Raw genomic sequence first — 15694 nt, forward strand, 5'->3', positions numbered from 1 at the left:
CTTCACATACCTCCTGACCACCTGAACTCAGAACGTTGCATCACAACCTCGACTTTCTTGGCGAGCCGGAGCGCACACCTGACTGGGTGAACTAGCTACTCACTCAGGAGGAATCGTGATCAACCTCGGTCTACCCAGCACGGTCGTGTCACTGTTGCCGCAGGACATCAACATCGGCCCGAACTCCAACGGGCTGCCGGGCATCAGCCAGCTCAAGAACATCGTTGGCGCGACGATGACCGTCGGCCTCATCCTCGCCGTACTCGCCCTGATCGTCTCGGCGGTCGTCTGGGCACTCGGCGCGAACTCGTCGAACCCGCACTTGGCTGGTCGCGGCAAGTTCGGCGTTCTGGTCGGGCTCGGTGCCGCGATCATCACCGGCGCGTCCGTCGCGCTCGTCAACTTCTTCTGGAACGTCGGCCAGTCGGTCTGACCCGCGCGAGCACGAGAGGAACACGACGATGGTCGACGTCTGCGATGTACCTGTCATCTCATCCGTGTGCGATGTCGCGGGCGACGCAGGCGGAGCGCTGGTGTCCGCGCCCTTCGACTGGCTGGCTCAGGGCATGGGGCACGCAGCGGGCTGGATGTTCGAGGCTGTGTGGAAAGTCTTCGACTCGACCACGATGGTCGATGTCACCAGCAGTCAGTACACCAAGGTCTACAACATCCTATTCGGCATCGCCGTCTTCGTGATGCTCGGCTTCTTCATGCTCCAAGTCATCGGGGGCATGATCCGACGCGAACCAGCCGCGCTGACGCGAGCAGCCCTCGGGCTGGCGAAGTCGATCCTCGGCTCCTTCGTCGCGCTCGCTCTGCTGGCGACGGCCTTGGAGGTCACCGACCAGCTCTGCATCGGCATCGTCAACGCGGCCGGGACCAACATGGAGCAGATGGGCGACCGCATCGCTCTACTGACCACCGGCCTCGTTGGGCTCAACCTCGCGGCGCCCGGCGCGGGTGCGATCCTGACGATCTTCATCGCCGGCCTCGCGATCGGCGCGGCAGGCATCGTGTGGATCAGCCTGCTCGTCCGGAAGGCGCTGCTCCTCATCGCCATCGTCTTCGCACCCGTGGCGATGGCTGGGTCGACCTGGGACCACACCCGCTCCTGGGTCAGCAAGTGGGCGTCGTTCGTGATCGCTCTGATCATTTCCAAGGTCGTCCTGGTCGTGATCTTCCTGCTCGCCACGGCGCAGGTCTCCGCACCCATCGACGGGGACATTCAGTCCGTGTCCGAGCCGATCGCCGGCGTCGTGCTCATGCTGATGGCTGGGTTCGCGCCGTACATGACCTACAAGGCGATCAACTTCATGGGCTTCGACATGTACCACGCGATGTCGGCTGAGCAGGAAGGCAAATCGGCGCTCAACCGCCCGATGCCAATCCCGATGAACCGTGCTCCGAGTTCGCAGCCGAGCAAGGTGCTCGACGGCGGCAGTGGTGGCGGTTCACCCGCGCCGGCCGCAGCACCGACCGGTACGGGACCGTCAACCGGGGGTGCTGGAGCTGCGTCCACGGGAGGAGGCGGGGCTGCCGCGGGCGGGGCTGCCGCTGGCGGAGTCGCTGCGGGTGTGGTTGTGGCGAAAGAGGCCACGACCGCTGGAGTCCGGACCGGCCAGGCGGTCGGCGGTGCCGCCTCGCAACAGGCAGACGCCGCCCAGAAGACCCCGGTCTCGCCCTCAGGTGCACCGATTCCGCCGCATGTCGCGGACTCGGTGCCCTCGCAGTCCAACGGGAAGAACGGCTGAGCGATGAGCAACCCCACGACTGCACACGACTACGAGCTCGCTCCGGTGAAGTTCTCTCGCCTCACGCGGCGCGGCGTGCTCCTGGGACTGTCCGGGTCTCAACTGATCGTGGTCGGGTTCGGCGCGATCATGCTGGTGCTCGCGCTCTACTTCGGCGGCGGACCGTCCTTGATGTTTGTCGTCCCCGTGCTGCTGCTCTGCGCTGCCCTCGCGTTCATCGGGGTCGGCGGTCGCAAGCTGATCGAGTGGCTGCCCGTGGTCAGCCGCTGGCTCTGGCGGTCCACCGGTGGTCAGTTGTTGTTCCGCCGTCACATCGTCAAGCCTCGACCGGCTGGCACGCTGTCGCTGCCTGGGGATGCCGCGCGTCTTCGTCAGTGGTTCGACCCCGAGAGCGGTGCGGTCATGGTTCACGACCCGCACGCCGCGACGCTGACTGCCATCGTCGGCGTCACCCACCCAGCGTTCATCCTGCTCGACCCGATCGAGCAACAACGCCGGGTCACGAGCTGGGGGCGAGTGCTTGCCACGGCGTGCCGCTCGGGACGCATTGCCTCGTTGCAGGTGATGGAGCGGACGCTGCCCGACTCTGGGAAGGGCCTCGCCGAGTGGTGGTCCCAGCACGGAACCCACAACGACTCGTGGACCTCGACGACGTACGGCGAACTGATCGACCGCGCCGGCCCTGCTGGCGAGCGGCACGCGAGCACCGTGTCGATCTCACTCGACATGAAGGCCGCGGGCCGCGCCATCCGGGCAGCCGGTGGCGGCAACCGAGGAGCAGCGGCAGTTCTCCGTCAGGAGATGTCCACCATGACCGCGGCCCTCCGCGCGGCCGACCTCGCTCCATCGGGCTGGCTGGAGCCCGGCGACCTCGCGGTCATCCTCCGCTCCGCGTACGACCCCGTGGTGGCTGGCGCTCTGGAGCGCCACGGCGAGCTCGGCCGCGACCTCGCCACAGCCGGCCCTGTCGCCGTGACCGAGAACTGGTCGAGCGTGCGCAGTGACTCCGCCCATCACTGCGTGCTCTGGATCAGCGAATGGCCACGCTCACTCGTCTACCCCGGCTTCCTCGCGCCCGTCCTGCTTTCTTCCGGCGTACGACGGACCTTCACCCTCCTCTACACGCCCATTCGCACCGACCAGGCCGCCCGCGACATCCGCAAGAAGAAGACCGAGTACATCTCCGACGCCGCCCAACGCCAGCGGATCGGCCAGATCGAGGACGCCCAACAGTCCGCCGAATACAACGACGTCCTCCAGCAGGAAGCCGACCTCACCGCCGGCCACGGCATCCTGCGCACCACCGGGCTGATCGCCGTCAGTGCCCAAGACTCCGACGAACTCGAACGGGCCGTCGCCGACATCGAGCAAGCCGCGATCCAGGCCTCCTGCGAGACGCGGCGGCTCTGGGGACAGCAAGCCCAGGCGTTCTCGTCAGCCGCGCTTCCGCTGTGTAGGTGCCTGTAGGTCGCGCGGTGCTAAGTCGACGCAGGCGCAGTGCGCCGCTGCCCTTTGTCTCTCGAAGCCCTGCTCGGCCAGCCTGGCGTGTCAGGGGCGCCCGGGCGAGCAATCGCGGCATGAGTACTGGACCTTCTCGTGACGCCAACAAGGCACGGCCTCTCGGACCGTCCTGCCCGTTGTTCGACTTGTACCTGACTTCGGCGGGGCCACCCACGGGGTGATGCCATCAGGGATGGGCATCCGCTTAGCTTCGCGCATGTCGACACGTCGGCGCGGCCCCGTGCCCAGGAGGGGAACGCCCTCGTCGGCGAGCTGGTCGAGCGCCCAACCGACCCACTGTGCCCGCGGCCCCGTGATCTGGTCGAGGTCGAGCAGGGTTCCGTCCGTGCGGACGACTCGCCACCACGGGATATCGGTATTGGGGTCGTCAGCTCCGGGACGATGGCCCAGGATCGTCGACACCGTGCGGCTGTGGCTCGACGGCCTGCCGACCAGAAGAGCCAGATCGGCGTACGTGATGACCATCCCCGCCGGGACTGACCGGCACGCGTCGTACACCGCCTCGGCATCGCTGCTCGTGTGGTTGGTGCTCATGCAGCGATCCTCTCACCGGAGACCGACCACCACCTCGGCTTCGAGGTCGCCAGCTCGTGCCGCGGGTGTACCAGTTCCACCCCGGCACACCTCCTTCTCGACCAGATCGAGAAGGAGGCCCCGATGCCCACGTTCGAGAACCCGGCGGCTGACGCCGACGAAGTCCAGACAGTCCTGCGTGCTCTGGCGCATGCGACCCGGTCCATCGACGACCCGCGCGACATCTACTCGGTGCTCGGGTCCCTCACCTCAGCGGTCGCGTCCCTGAGCCAGTCGCTGCACCAGATCGCAGCGTTCCACGACGGACGTCAGCGGCAAACGGAGTGGGTGCCGGCGGACTCTCCGAAGGCTCGCTCGGCTGCGTACCGGGTGTCGTGGGATCTCCACCGGGCCGGCGAGATGGTGCGACAGGTTGGCGATATCATCGCGGACGCGCACGAGGCGGAGGCCACGCTGGCCTACCACCGCGAGCTTCCCGAGCCTCCCTTGTCGCGCTCCTCCACCGACCACGGATTGTCACTGTGACGGGCTCGAACGAAGGCCGCCTGCATAGCGCGGTTCTCGTTGCTCCTCGACGGGAGCGTCGTCGTGACCGGCGGGCACGCAAGGCGGCGGCGAAGTCGTTGCTGGCCGAGGACCATGACTCGCGCAAGGCCGTGGCCAAGGCGAAGGCCGACGAGCTGGCGGCCGAGCGGCGCGCAACCGTCGTGTTGCCCAAGTCCGGCGAACCCGGCCCCGCCGCACTGCGCACCCCCGGTCGCCTGCGGCTCCCTCGTCATCAGGACACCTCCGCGACGCTCGCCGGCGCCTACCCGTTCCTCGCCGAAGGCGGGCTCGGCAGCGACGGCGTCTTCGTCGGGCAAGACCTCTATTCGGGTAGCTCGTTCGTTTACGACCCGTGGGTGCTGTACGCCCGGGGTCTCATCACTGCGCCGAACCTCGTGCTCGCCGGGATCGTCGGCTCTGGGAAGTCAGCGCTGGCCAAGAGCCTCTACACGCGATCCATCCCGTTTGGACGTCGCGTCTACGTTCCCGGCGACCCGAAGGGTGAGCACACCGCCGTCGCCGAGGCGGTCGGCGGCAAGGCCATCGCGCTCGGGCATGGGATGCCCACCAGGCTCAACCCGCTCGACGAGGGCCACCGCCCCGCTGGGCTCGACGACCAACAGTGGGCAGCGCAAGTCACCGCGAGACGGCGTGAACTGGTCGGCGCACTGGCGGAGACCGTCCTCGACCGTCGGCTCACGCCGCTGGAGCACACCGCGATCGACGTCGCCCTCGCAGAGGCCGTGCGCTCAGCAGACGTCCCGGTGTTGCCAACGGTCGTCGACCGGCTGCTGGCTCCCGATCCGTCCACCGACTCCGATGGTCGGCTTGCCGAGGACGGCCGGCTCGCCGGCCACGCGCTGCGCCGCCTCGTCGCAGGCGACCTAGCCGGGCTCTTCGACGGCCCCTCGACCGTGCGATTCGATCCGACGCTGCCGATGGTCTCCCTCGACCTGTCTCGCGTCACGGAGAACGCCACATTGATCTCGGTCCTGATGACGTGCGCGTCCGCGTGGATGGAGTCCGCCCTGCTCGACCCGAACGGCGGCCAACGCTGGGTCGTGTACGACGAGGCGTGGCGCCTCATGTCCCACCCGGCCCTGCTGCGCCGGATGGACGCCCACTGGCGACTGGCACGGCACTACGGCATCGCCAACATGCTGATCTTCCACAAACTCTCCGACCTCGACAACGTCGGCGATCAGGGCTCCGCGATGCGAGCCCTCGCCTCGTCACTGTTGGCCAACGCCGAGACCCGAGTGGTCTATCGGCAGGAGTCCGACCAGCTCGGGTCAACCGCCGCGACCCTCGGGCTGACCGGCACCGAGCAGTCGCTCCTGCCAACGCTGGGCACCGGACAAGGACTGTGGCGGATCAAGCACCGGTCGTTCGTGGTCCAGCACCAGCTCCATCCCGCCGAGCTGGAGTTGTTCGACACCGCCGGCCGCATGAACGGGGTTGCCCCACAGAGACACCTGTCATCTGAGACAGGAGGCATCCGATGAGAGTCCAGACCCGAGACCTCGCGGCCCGCGAGGAGAAACTCGAAGCCCTGCAACAGAAGCTCACTGAGTCGGTCGGCGCGCTGGTCACCGGCGATGACTGGAAGCGTGCGCTGAAGTTCGCCGCAAGGTTCCGCTCGCGGTCCTTCAACAACACGATGCTGATCTACGTCCAGCACTACGCAGCGTTCCAGCAAGGGCGGGTGCCCGAGCCGATGCCGACGTACGTTGCCGGCTTCCGTCAGTGGCTCAGCCTGAACCGCGCCGTGATGAAGGGCCAGTCGGGCTACGCGATCCTCGCTCCGGTCACCGCTCGGTTCGCCTCCTCGAATCTTGCCGACCCGGACTCGTGGCGACGTCTCGCCCGCGGCGAGAAGCCGGCCTTCGGCGAGGCGGTCCGGTCCAAGCTGGTCGGCCTCAAGCCCGCTCACGTTTGGGACATCTCCCAGACCGACGGTGAGCCGATCCCCGAGACCCCGCGCCCCACCTTGCTCCAGGGCCAGGCGCCGGAGGGCCTGTGGGACGGCCTAGCCGACCAGATCACCGCTCACGGCTTCGAACTGCGACTCGTCTCGGACGCGAGGTCGATCGGTGGCGCGAACGGGCTGACCGACTACATGACCCGCGAGGTGTCGGTGCGGATGGACATGGATGACGCCGCCCAGGTCAAGACGCTGGCCCACGAACTCGGGCACGTCATGCTCCACGGACCCGACAACGCCGATGCGGCCATGCACCGTGGCATCGCCGAGGTCGAGGCCGAGTCGGTCGCGCTCATGGTCGGCGCAGCGCATGGGTTCGCGACTGACGACTACACGATCCCGTACGTCGCCTCGTGGGCGTCGAGCGTGCCGGACAAGACGCCCCTCGAGGTCGTGCAGTCGACCGCCGAGCGTGTGCGGGGTGCGGCGGTCACGATCCTCGACAAGCTCGACACCCCGCAGGTCGGCGACGGCAACCCGCCCGGACTCGACCGCGAAGCGCTCGCTGCTGGGCGTGGCGCGGCTCCGGTCCAAACGGTCGCTCAGCGGCAGGTGGAGCCGATTCGGCTATGAGCATGACCAACGCTGCCGCGCCGTACCGGCGCGATGACCGCCAGGCGGTTCGCGTCCCCGTGGTCATGCCGTTGGTCGAGGTCGACGTCGACGAGAAGGGGTTCCTGACGGTCGCGCTCGACCATGAGCCCTACTCCGCCGACGGGTCCCTCACCCGCGACGACCTCCAGCGAGTGCTCGACGAGATCGCCGCTGACCTTGGCACCGCCGTACGGGTCCAGGTCCACGAAGCCGACGGCAACACCTTCACCGACATCGTCACTCCTGCCCGTCCACGCCTGCGCATGGTCAAGCCTGTGCGCGAGGCGGCGACCACAATCGGTGAGGTGACCGGCGGCGGGTTCCTGGCAGGCGAGGAAGTCGCTGTCGCCGTGGTGGTCGCCCACCAGGTCGCCAACACCGACGGCACCGCCCGCCTGCGCCTGCCGCCCGCGCTGCTCGAAGCTCACCCCGGCCTGGTGGTGTTCATGGGGAAGCGGTCCGGCACCGTCATGGTCAGCGCGAGTGCCGATGGTGGTGCCGCGTGAACCCTCGCGGACAGGGAGTCGACGACGACCTGATCAACCTCGGCCTCATCCTCATCGCCGCCGTCGGCCTGATCGCGGCGATCCTGCGACTTGCTGGATCGGCCGCCGCGTGGGTGTCAGGCGCCTCGCAGCCGAACGGCGGCTGGGAGGTCGGCTTTCGCGTTCTCACCCACCCCAGCAACCCATCCACCGCGCTCGGTGCCGACGGACTCGCAGCTTGGGTCTACTGGCTCGTGCTGCTGCTCATGGTCTCCTTGGTCATCGCCAGCACCCTCGTGCTGTGGCGACGGATCGGCTCGATGAGACACACGACATCGCACGACCCCCGCCGCCTTGCCGGAGTGGCAACCGGGCGCGACGTACGCGCCGTCGCCTCGCAGAAGGCGCTGCTCGCCCGTGGCCGGACGCTGCGACCGTCCCTCGACAAGCCCGAGCCCCCCGACGTCGGCTACCTCCTCGGGCGCTCGCGGGGTCAGGGCGTCTGGGCGTCGGTCGAGGACTCGATCCTGGTGCTGGGACCACCCCGCTCGGGCAAAGGCCTCCACGTCGTCATCAACGCGATCCTCGACGCCCCCGGCGCGGTCATCACCACCGCCACCCGACCCGACAACATCGCAGCCACCCTCACCGCTCGCCAGGAGCGAGGGCCGGTCGCGGTCTTCGACCCCCAACGGCTTGCCGAAGGTCTGCCGGCCGGCCTTCGCTGGTCACCCGTGCGCGGCTGCGAAGACCCACTCACCGCGATGATCCGAGCCACCGGCCTGGCGTCCGCAACCGGCTTGTCGACCGGCGGGGTCGAGTCCGGCGGCTTCTGGGAAGGCAAGACCCGCACAGCCCTCCAGGCGCTGCTCCATGCGGCTGCCCTCGACAATCGCAGTCCCCGCGAGCTGTTCGGGTGGACGCTGTCGCCGTCTGCGGCGGCCGACGCGGTGGCGATCCTGTCGAGCAACCACAAGGCTGCACCCGGCTGGGCCGACTCGTTGGAGTCGATGATTCACTCCGACCCCCGCACCCGAGACTCGATCTGGATGGGCGTCTCCCTCGCCCTGACCTGCCTCGCCGACCCACGAGTCCTCGACGCCGTGTCCCCGAACCCCGGCGAGCACTTCGACCCCGTCGACTTCCTCACCAGCAACGGCACCCTCTACCTCCTCGCCACCGGCGCAGGAGCTGGCGCCTCCTGGTCACTCGTCGCAGCCTTCATCGAGGATCTCGTCGAGACCGCCCGCCACCTCGCCGCCGCATCACCCGGCGCACGCATGGACCCACCGCTACTCCTGGCACTCGACGAGATCGGCAACCTCTCGCCGCTGCCGTCCCTGCCGGTCCTCATGGCCGAGGGCGGCGGCACCGGGATCACCGCGATGCCCGTGCTCCAGTCCCTCTCCCAAGCCCGTGACAAGTGGGGCGACCACGCGGCCGGCGCCATCTGGGACGCCTCCATCGTCAAGGTCGTCCTTGGCGGCACTTCGTCGGCGAAGGACCTCCAAGACCTCTCTGCCCTGATCGGCGAGCGCGACGAGAAGACAGACACGGTCTCCGTCGGCGACGACGGCTCCCGGTCGCTCCAACGCTCCGTACGCCGAGTGCCGGTGATGCCTCCCGAGGTGATCCGCACCTTGCCGTTCGGCACCGCGCTCGTGCTCCTCCGTAGCGCCCCGCCCCTGGTCACCGACCTGCGCCCGTGGACGGAACGCAGGAACGCCGACCGGCTTCGCGACCAGCGCACCGAAGTCGAGATTGCTCTCCGACGCCGCTAGGAACCCAGGGGCGTTGCCGCGTCACACCAGGATGACGCGCCGTATCAGGCCCCTTTCCCGGGAACTTCGCCGGACGGGTGTTGCGGGGCACGGAGTATCTCTGACGTCGTCGCGCGAGCGCCGTCGCCGCACAGGGTTCTTCTTGCGGTGACACCGACCATCCATCAACGGGCGGGGGCGGATCGCGCCTGCCTTGTGACTGGCTACCAACTCGAGCGCTTGCGGGTCCTGTCACGATACGACGGAGCCCTTCACGCTCAACGACAGATCGGCCTCGCCCTGCCGTCGGGCGAGGATGATCGCGGCGGCGATGAGCCAGAGCGGGAGGAGCAGGTAGTTCACCAGGCCACCGGGTGGGATGCCTGCGGTGCCTAGGGCGCTGAGTACGCCCAGCACGAGGGTGAGGATCGCGAACCACCGCGGCAGTACGGCGTTGGCCAGACCGGCCAGTCCGGCGCCGAGGAGGGTGGTGGCGATGCCAATGCCCATGCCGGCGAACCCGAAGAAGCCCACGAAGCTGAGGATTCCCAGGGCCTGGTCGTCTTTGGCGTCCGCGGCTCCGTTGATCAGACCCCAGTTCCACATCACCATCTGTGAGAGGCCGGCAGCGACGAGCAACAGGCCGCCAGAGACGATGCTGGAGTATGTCGATTCGCGAGCTTCGCCCGCACGGAGATGGCTGCGGAGCGCGGTCCCGAAGAAGACCAGCGCGATCGCCATGACTACCAGGCAGCCGATGGCTGCGTAGTTCAGGGCCAGGTGATCGCGGATCACCGCGGTGGTCATCGTCCCGGGTGAGTCCTGGTCGCCGGTCTGGAACAGGAACATCTGCCCGATCCAGGCCGCGCCCGCGATCGCTCCCGTCCAGGGCAGGAATCGTTCGAACTTGCTGCGAGGCATTTCGCCACTCCCTTCCGCATGATGCCGGCGGGGATCGCCGACACCGCGACCATTCCGGTCGAGTCGCCCGGGCGCACGAGGTTGCCGTCCCGGGTGGGCCGGGAGGTGTTCCCGGGACTGCAGACGGGAGGCTGCCGCGCCGTCAGACTGTGGACATGTTCTTCACGGCCGTTGTGTTCGCGACGGTGGTCCCGATCACGCTTGGTCTGCTGCTCGTGCGGCGTGGTCAGCGTCGGATCGGCTGCCTGCTGGTAGCGCACGGGCTGTCGGTGGGCCTGCTGTTGGGTGGCTCCGAGTTCACGAGCACGACCACGGCGGCCTTGGTTGCCGACCAGCTGCTCGCCGGCGGTTGGGTCTTCCTGTTCCTATGGTTGGTCCTGATCGCCTACGTCTTGCCCGATGGGCGTCCGCTGTCACGTCGATGGCTGCTCTGGGTCCGTGTTGGGCTGGCGGGCGCAGCGCTGCTTCTCGTGGGTGCGGCCGGTGACCGGAGTACGTTCCGGCAGGAGCACGACGGGCTCGCCCCACCGGTGGCGTGGCTATCGCCGGCGGTGTCGGCAGTTCTCGGGACGGTCGGGCTGCTGCTCGTCGTACTTCTGTTCTTCGGCTCCGCTGTCGCCGTGCGCAGCCGGCTCAAGGCATCGGCGGGCGAGACCAGGCTGCAACTCCTGTGGCTGGTCTGGGGTGCGCTGGCCGTCCCGCTGGGGCTGCTCCTGCTGTGGGCGAATCACTTCCTGCTGAGTGACATTCCCTGGATTACCGCTGCCGCTTTCACCGGTGTCAGCACTGCGCTGCCTGCCACCATCACGATCGCGATCTTGCGCTATCGCCTCTTCGACATCCAGCTCGTCCTCAGCCGCACGCTCACCTATGGCGTCCTGGTTGTCGGTGTGGTGGCGTTGTACGCACTGCTGCTCCTCGCTGTCGCCCGCGTCGGCGGAAACGACACGTTGGGTGGCCTACTCACGGTCGCCGTGGTCGCAGTCGCGGTGCACCCGGCCTACGCTTGGCTCGGCTGGCGGGTCGAGCGGTGGGTCTACGGCTACAGGTCCCAGCCGCACCAAGCCCTCCGCCTGCTCGCCGACCGGGCCGACGCTGCAGCATCTGACACGTTCGGCACTCCGGTCACCGACGCGGTCACTGATGCGATCGCCGAAGCTCTCCGTGCCGATCGCGCGTGGGTGGACACCCGGCCCGGCGACGCGGACGATCGTGTCGTCCGGACGCCGCTGGTGCATCGCGGCGAGAGTTTCGGATATCTCGCGGTGGCAGTGCCGCACGGTCGGGAGCTGTCATCCGCGGATCTGGCTCTCCTCCGCGACCTTGCCCGGTATGCGGCGGTCCTCGTCCGATCGGAGAGACAGGGCCAGGCTCTTCGCGAGTCGCGTTCGCGGATCGTGGCCGGCCGCGAGGAGGAGCGCCGCCGGCTCCGCCGAGACCTTCACGACGGGGTCGGCCCGGCGCTGGCAGCCGTCGTGCTCAAGCTCAACGCCGCGCAGTCACGCGCCGATGTCGACGCGCGCGCCGCACTGCTTGCCGAGGCACGCGAGGAGGTCAAGGACGCTATCGCGGAGGTGCGCCGGCTCGTCGACGACCTAAGCCCGGATCCACCGATGAGCTTGGTGGTAATCGCGTGATCCGGATCGCCGTGGGGTGAGCGGCTGTGGGCGTGGGGATCTGCCGGACCTTGCTGTCCGGGTCGTCCTTTGGTCCTCGGGTCGCGCAGCGGTGGCTGCTGGGTGGGTCAGGCCGCGAGGCCGGGCGGCGGGTCGCTGACCCGGTCGAACAGGGCGGTCCAGGCGTTCTCCCAGGGCCAGGCTTGGGGCAGGTGCAGGGTGATCCGGCGCGCTGAGGTCGCTACCCTCGCGGGCACGGTGATCAGCTTGCGTCGGATCGTCGCGGTGGTCGCCCGTGCCAGGTCTGGTGCGGCGAGGGTGCCTGCGGCGCGGGTGAGGTTGAACGCGATAACGGCGAGCACCAGCCAGGCGGCGTTGGCGGTGAACACTCCGGACGGCAGGTGGGCCAGCGCGGATCCTTTGAGGTCGGCGTGGACCTGCTCGATGACGGCGTGATGGCGGTGGGTCTTGTCCGCCGCGACGGTGTCCAGGAGCACGGGGTCGGCGGTGGTGAAGAACGCGTGGAAGCGCCACACGTCGAACAGGGTGTCCTGGCCGGCTGCCTTGTTCTTCTCGGCGTTGAAGTCGGGGATCCGACGCACCACCAGCCGCCCGGGCACCTGCTCGGACTTCTTCTGCGCGGCGAAGGCGGTGAAGGGAATCTCGGCGACCTCGGCGCGAGAGATCCACTTCTGCGAGGTTTCGTCGAAGACGGCGTCGGTGTACTCGATGGTGGTCCACGCGTCGTGGCCGATTGTGGCGATCGCTTTCTTGACGGCCTTGTCCATCCGCACCGTGACCGACACATCGGCGCCGCCGACCAGGGCGGCGTGGACTGGTCCGCGGCCGTAGAACGCCGAGTCCATCCGGACCAAGACCAGCTGACCCGTGCCGAGCAGTCGCCGGGCGGTCCTCACCGCGTCGCCGACCAGCCGCTTCGCGCCGCGTGGCGACCCCGCCGCGCCCTTGCGGAGCCGCTGGGCCACGATCACCGGCGCCGTCGTCGCGGTCGTGAGCGTGGCCAGCAGTGCGTTGAGCCCGCGCACACCGGAGTAGCCGAACCCGGCGCCCTGCTTGGAGTGGCCGTGGACCTCGATGATCGTGTCGTCGACGTCGAGCAACGCGTACCCGGCACCGGCTCCTGACTCCTCGGTGCCGGCGCCAAGACCGGTCCCGGCGCCCAGGAGCCGGGTGAGTCCGGCCACCGCGATCAGGAACCTCGATGCGACTGCGTCGAGCTGACGAACGTGGCCGAAGGTGAACGCTCGCAGGAACGAGCCCAACGTCGAGGGCGCGTAGGCGCGGGCGAAAACCCGGCCCATCCCGCCGTGCCGCAGCAGCGCCATGTCATCGATCGAGTCCGCGCCGGCGACCATCCCACCGACGAGCGAGGCGACCTTCAGTCCGGCGTTCGCGCCCTTGTGCGTGGGCACCGTGAGGTGGGTATCAGCCAGATCCCGCAGCCCACCACGGTCGGCCAACGCGAGCACCGGGACCAGGCCGCCAGTCGACACGAGATTCGGATCATCGAAGGCTGCCGACGTCGCTCGAACCGTGTGAGAGAGTTTCATCCCAGAGATGCCCTTGCTGCCGGTGTGAATCTTTGCCTGAAGAACTCAGATTCTCCTGCCCTGCAAGGGCATTCTCGTTCTACGCCACGCTCACGTCACCAAACTCATCGGTGGATCCGGGCTAAGGCCGCCGGCGATCGACGAGGTCGGCTTGCTTGCGGCGATCCGGCATCGCGCTGGGGCATTGTCCGGGGGGCTGACGATTGAGGTGTCCGGGCCGGAGCCGCTGCCCGCGCTGCCCGCGGCGGTCGAGGTCGCTGCCTTCCGAATAGCATCTGAGGCGATGACAAACGCCGTCCGCCATGCTGGCGCGAGCCGCTGCCGGGTCGACGTGTCTTTGAACGGTTGCCTAGAACTCACCATCGCGGACAACGGGCGCGGTCAAGCGCTGGCGACTACGAGCGGGGTGGGGTGGACGTCGATGCGCGAGCGTGCCGCCGAGCTAGGTGGCACCTGCGACATCTCCGACCGGCGAGAAGGAGGCCTCCTCGTGCGTGCGGTCCTGCCTGTTGAGGAGCCTCCGGCGAGCGCGGAGAGCCGGGTCGAGCGATGATCCGGCTGCTCGCGGTCGACGACCACCCGGCGTACCGGCGCGGCCTCGAGCTGATGCTCGCCGACGTCGACGACATCGACATCGTCGGTGAGGCTGAAACCGGTCTACGCGCCGTGGAGCTTGCCGAAGAGCTGGCTCCCGACGTCGTGCTGATGGACCTGCGGATGCCCGAGCTGGACGGCATCGAGGCGACGCGAAGAATCAACCGGGGCGCGTTCGCCCCGGCGGTCGTCGTCCTCACGATGTTCGAGGACGACGACTCCGTCTTCGCGGCGATGCGCGCCGGCGCCCGCGGCTACCTCCTCAAGGGAGCAGAGCAGGACGAGATCGTGCGCGCGGTCCGCGCCGCCGCGGCAGGCGAGGCGATCTTCGGCCGCGAGATCGCCCAACGTGTCATCGCCCACTTCGCCCGCGGCGCCGGATCCACTGCAGCTGCTTTCCCCTCGCTGACCGATCGCGAGCGCGAGGTGTTGGAGCTGGTCGCTGCTGGCAAGGGCAACTCGATCATCGCCCACGAGTTGATGATCAACCTGAAGACGGTACGCAACCACGTATCCAACGTCCTCAACAAGCTCCAGGTCTCCGACCGGTCCGCGGCCATCGTGAAGGCACGCGAAGCGGGCCTGGGGGGTGGCAAGTGACTGTGCCGTCAGACGATCCCCAATGGGACTGCAAACCTGCGGCATGCGACACCGGACGTACAACGTCTCCGCGGCCCCCGGGGCGATGTCCGAGGAAGCGGCTGGACTCTCACACCTAACTCCTGAGAGCGGATGCCATCCGGGCACCGCCCGACGTCAGGAGTCAAACGATGACGATTCCCACCCAGATGAGCCTGCACGGGTTCGTCGCCACCGCGCCCGAGCTCACGTTCACCGGCAAGGGGCACGCCAGGTTCTTCTGCCGGGTCGGCATCGAGCAGCACCGCAAGGAGGTCGACGGGTCGTTCACCAGGCTCGACCCCGTCTTCTGCGACATGGTCCTGTTCGACCGCGCGGCCGAGCGGGCCTACCCGCGGTTCAAGCTGGGCGACCAGATCGTCGCTTCCGGCTACATCCACGAGTACGAGCAGGAGCGACTCGGCGGTCCCAGCGAGATCCGTGAGCAGTTCGTCGCCCGCCGGATCGGACACGACTGCGCCCGCACCCGCTACGTCGTCGACCGCAACCCGGCCAAGCAGCCCGACCCGCCGACCAACGAGATGAACGTGGTCAACGAGCCGGCGCAGGTCGTCGGCACCTGAGGGCCAGTGCGATGAGCACCGACGTCGAATCCGACCAGCAGACGCTGGAGTTCGAGGGCGGCGACTCGTTCGAGGAGTTCGGCGGTCCCGAGGCTGTGTTCGGGACCGCTGACTTCGACGATGAGCGGCCGTTGCGCCCGATCGACTGGAACACCCTGACCGCGGACGAGGCACTCGTCGAGTGGGAGGACCTCGACAAGTTCGTGAAGTGGCTGCGCCTCTCCTACGGGCTCCCGCCGGCCGTGGTCCCGCCGTTGTGGCATCGCCACGATGAGCTGATCTGGGAACTCTCGGCGCTCCAAGCCGCCAGGGTCAATGCCTACGACCCCGAAGCCTCACCCTCTGCTCCGCTGGCGTGGCATCGCGAATTCCGCGAGTGCCAGCAACGGCTCCGCGAGTGGGTCTCGCTCAGCGGCACCCGGCTGGACCGCGATCGACCGACGAGGCAGACCGCGTGGCCAGGAGAACCGCCGTATGAGTCTGCAGTCGAGGTCGAGATCGTCGACCGCGACGCCGACTTCGCGGCGTTCGTGGCCGAGGACATCGCCGCACGTCGAGCGATCGAGGCCGCACTCGGGTTCGCCTCGTAGTCGCCCGCCTCGCCGTACACATCTG

General features: G+C 68.4%; 16 protein-coding genes. 13 read left to right on the forward strand and 3 right to left on the reverse strand.

The annotated features are described in order from the left end of the window. Window positions 1–115: 115 nt before the first annotated feature. The 3 genes from K8W59_RS10140 to K8W59_RS10150 are packed head-to-tail and all read left to right on the forward strand — an operon-like array spanning window position 116 to window position 3218. Window positions 116–433 (forward strand): DUF6112 family protein, encoded by a 318-nt coding sequence (locus K8W59_RS10140; protein WP_223399712.1) that lies wholly within the window; start codon window positions 116–118, stop codon window positions 431–433. A 28-nt stretch (window positions 434–461) separates the two neighbouring features. Further along, window positions 462–1751 (forward strand): type IV secretion system protein, encoded by a 1290-nt coding sequence (locus K8W59_RS10145; protein ID WP_223399713.1) that lies wholly within the window; start codon window positions 462–464, stop codon window positions 1749–1751. A gap of 3 nt (window positions 1752–1754) precedes the next feature. Next, window positions 1755–3218: a PrgI family protein gene (locus tag K8W59_RS10150; protein ID WP_223399714.1), complete on the forward strand. Its 1464-nt coding sequence runs from the start codon at window positions 1755–1757 to the stop codon at window positions 3216–3218. Between the two features lie 81 nt (window positions 3219–3299). Here the strand turns inward: K8W59_RS10150 and K8W59_RS10155 are convergent, their stop codons facing one another. Then, window positions 3300–3806 (reverse strand): MGMT family protein, encoded by a 507-nt coding sequence (locus tag K8W59_RS10155; RefSeq protein WP_223399715.1) that lies wholly within the window; start codon window positions 3804–3806, stop codon window positions 3300–3302. A gap of 123 nt (window positions 3807–3929) precedes the next feature. Here K8W59_RS10155 and K8W59_RS10160 point away from each other — a divergent pair, with 123 nt between their 5' ends. Genes K8W59_RS10160 through K8W59_RS10180 form a run of 5 tightly spaced genes read left to right on the forward strand, consistent with a single transcriptional unit; the run spans window position 3930 to window position 9196 of the window. Beyond that, window positions 3930–4331 (forward strand): hypothetical protein, encoded by a 402-nt coding sequence (locus tag K8W59_RS10160; protein WP_223399716.1) that lies wholly within the window; start codon window positions 3930–3932, stop codon window positions 4329–4331. Further along, window positions 4328–5857 carry a VirB4 family type IV secretion system protein gene (locus K8W59_RS10165; RefSeq protein WP_223399717.1) on the forward strand — a complete coding sequence of 510 codons (1530 nt, stop codon included), beginning with the start codon at window positions 4328–4330 and terminating at the stop codon, window positions 5855–5857. Before K8W59_RS10160 ends, K8W59_RS10165 begins: the two co-directional genes overlap by 4 nt. Next, window positions 5854–6909, forward strand: coding sequence for a serine/arginine repetitive matrix protein 2 (locus K8W59_RS10170; RefSeq protein ID WP_223399718.1), 1056 nt, complete (start codon window positions 5854–5856; stop codon window positions 6907–6909). The genes K8W59_RS10165 and K8W59_RS10170 overlap by 4 nt, the downstream gene beginning before the upstream one ends. A gap of 2 nt (window positions 6910–6911) precedes the next feature. Next, window positions 6912–7436 (forward strand): hypothetical protein, encoded by a 525-nt coding sequence (locus tag K8W59_RS10175; RefSeq protein WP_223399719.1) that lies wholly within the window; start codon window positions 6912–6914, stop codon window positions 7434–7436. After that, complete coding sequence (locus K8W59_RS10180; RefSeq protein ID WP_223399720.1) at window positions 7433–9196, forward strand: type IV secretory system conjugative DNA transfer family protein; 1764 nt, start codon at window positions 7433–7435, stop codon at window positions 9194–9196. Before K8W59_RS10175 ends, K8W59_RS10180 begins: the two co-directional genes overlap by 4 nt. Window positions 9197–9427: 231 nt before the next feature. Here K8W59_RS10180 and K8W59_RS10185 read toward each other — a convergent pair whose 3' ends face one another. Beyond that, entirely contained in the window at window positions 9428–10096 is a 669-nt protein-coding gene (locus tag K8W59_RS10185; RefSeq protein ID WP_223399721.1) for a hypothetical protein, read from the reverse strand. 155 nt (window positions 10097–10251) lie between these two features. On the opposite strand from K8W59_RS10185, the gene K8W59_RS10190 reads away from it, so the two are divergent. Then, window positions 10252–11733, forward strand: coding sequence for a histidine kinase (locus K8W59_RS10190; protein ID WP_223399722.1), 1482 nt, complete (start codon window positions 10252–10254; stop codon window positions 11731–11733). A 107-nt stretch (window positions 11734–11840) separates the two neighbouring features. Here K8W59_RS10190 and K8W59_RS10195 read toward each other — a convergent pair whose 3' ends face one another. Then, window positions 11841–13283, reverse strand: coding sequence for an IS1380 family transposase (locus tag K8W59_RS10195; protein ID WP_223393460.1), 1443 nt, complete (start codon window positions 13281–13283; stop codon window positions 11841–11843). A gap of 208 nt (window positions 13284–13491) precedes the next feature. On the opposite strand from K8W59_RS10195, the gene K8W59_RS20380 reads away from it, so the two are divergent. The 4 genes from K8W59_RS20380 to K8W59_RS10210 all read left to right on the forward strand — a co-directional run bounded on the left by K8W59_RS20380 (window position 13492) and on the right by K8W59_RS10210 (window position 15669). Then, complete coding sequence (locus K8W59_RS20380) at window positions 13492–13836, forward strand: sensor histidine kinase (protein ID WP_397196001.1); 345 nt, start codon at window positions 13492–13494, stop codon at window positions 13834–13836. Further along, on the forward strand, window positions 13833–14477 hold the full coding sequence (locus K8W59_RS10200; protein ID WP_191279959.1) for a response regulator: 645 nt from the start codon (window positions 13833–13835) through the stop codon (window positions 14475–14477). The genes K8W59_RS20380 and K8W59_RS10200 overlap by 4 nt, the downstream gene beginning before the upstream one ends. A gap of 170 nt (window positions 14478–14647) precedes the next feature. Next, window positions 14648–15079, forward strand: coding sequence for a single-stranded DNA-binding protein (locus tag K8W59_RS10205; RefSeq protein ID WP_223393462.1), 432 nt, complete (start codon window positions 14648–14650; stop codon window positions 15077–15079). An 11-nt stretch (window positions 15080–15090) separates the two neighbouring features. Then, window positions 15091–15669, forward strand: a complete 579-nt coding sequence (locus K8W59_RS10210; RefSeq protein ID WP_223393464.1) for a hypothetical protein — start codon at window positions 15091–15093, stop codon at window positions 15667–15669. Window positions 15670–15694: the final 25 nt, after the last annotated feature.

The organism is Nocardioides rotundus (assembly GCF_019931675.1).
GTDB classification, from domain to species: Bacteria; Actinomycetota; Actinomycetes; order Propionibacteriales; family Nocardioidaceae; genus Nocardioides; species Nocardioides rotundus.

Excerpts from the sequence above, each read along its gene's own strand:
- K8W59_RS10205 (WP_223393462.1), top strand. The coding sequence starts at position 14,648 with ATGACGATTCCCACCCAGATGAGCCTGCACGGGTTCGTCGCCACCGCG.
- K8W59_RS10190 (WP_223399722.1), top strand. The coding sequence starts at position 10,252 with ATGTTCTTCACGGCCGTTGTGTTCGCGACGGTGGTCCCGATCACGCTT.
- K8W59_RS10175 (WP_223399719.1), top strand. The coding sequence starts at position 6,912 with ATGACCAACGCTGCCGCGCCGTACCGGCGCGATGACCGCCAGGCGGTT.
- K8W59_RS10200 (WP_191279959.1), top strand. The coding sequence starts at position 13,833 with ATGATCCGGCTGCTCGCGGTCGACGACCACCCGGCGTACCGGCGCGGC.
- K8W59_RS10145 (WP_223399713.1), top strand. The coding sequence starts at position 462 with ATGGTCGACGTCTGCGATGTACCTGTCATCTCATCCGTGTGCGATGTC.
- K8W59_RS10185 (WP_223399721.1), bottom strand. The coding sequence starts at position 10,096 with ATGCCTCGCAGCAAGTTCGAACGATTCCTGCCCTGGACGGGAGCGATC.
- K8W59_RS10170 (WP_223399718.1), top strand. The coding sequence starts at position 5,854 with ATGAGAGTCCAGACCCGAGACCTCGCGGCCCGCGAGGAGAAACTCGAA.
- K8W59_RS10155 (WP_223399715.1), bottom strand. The coding sequence starts at position 3,806 with ATGAGCACCAACCACACGAGCAGCGATGCCGAGGCGGTGTACGACGCG.
- K8W59_RS10150 (WP_223399714.1), top strand. The coding sequence starts at position 1,755 with ATGAGCAACCCCACGACTGCACACGACTACGAGCTCGCTCCGGTGAAG.
- K8W59_RS10160 (WP_223399716.1), top strand. The coding sequence starts at position 3,930 with ATGCCCACGTTCGAGAACCCGGCGGCTGACGCCGACGAAGTCCAGACA.
- K8W59_RS10195 (WP_223393460.1), bottom strand. The coding sequence starts at position 13,283 with ATGAAACTCTCTCACACGGTTCGAGCGACGTCGGCAGCCTTCGATGAT.
- K8W59_RS10210 (WP_223393464.1), top strand. The coding sequence starts at position 15,091 with ATGAGCACCGACGTCGAATCCGACCAGCAGACGCTGGAGTTCGAGGGC.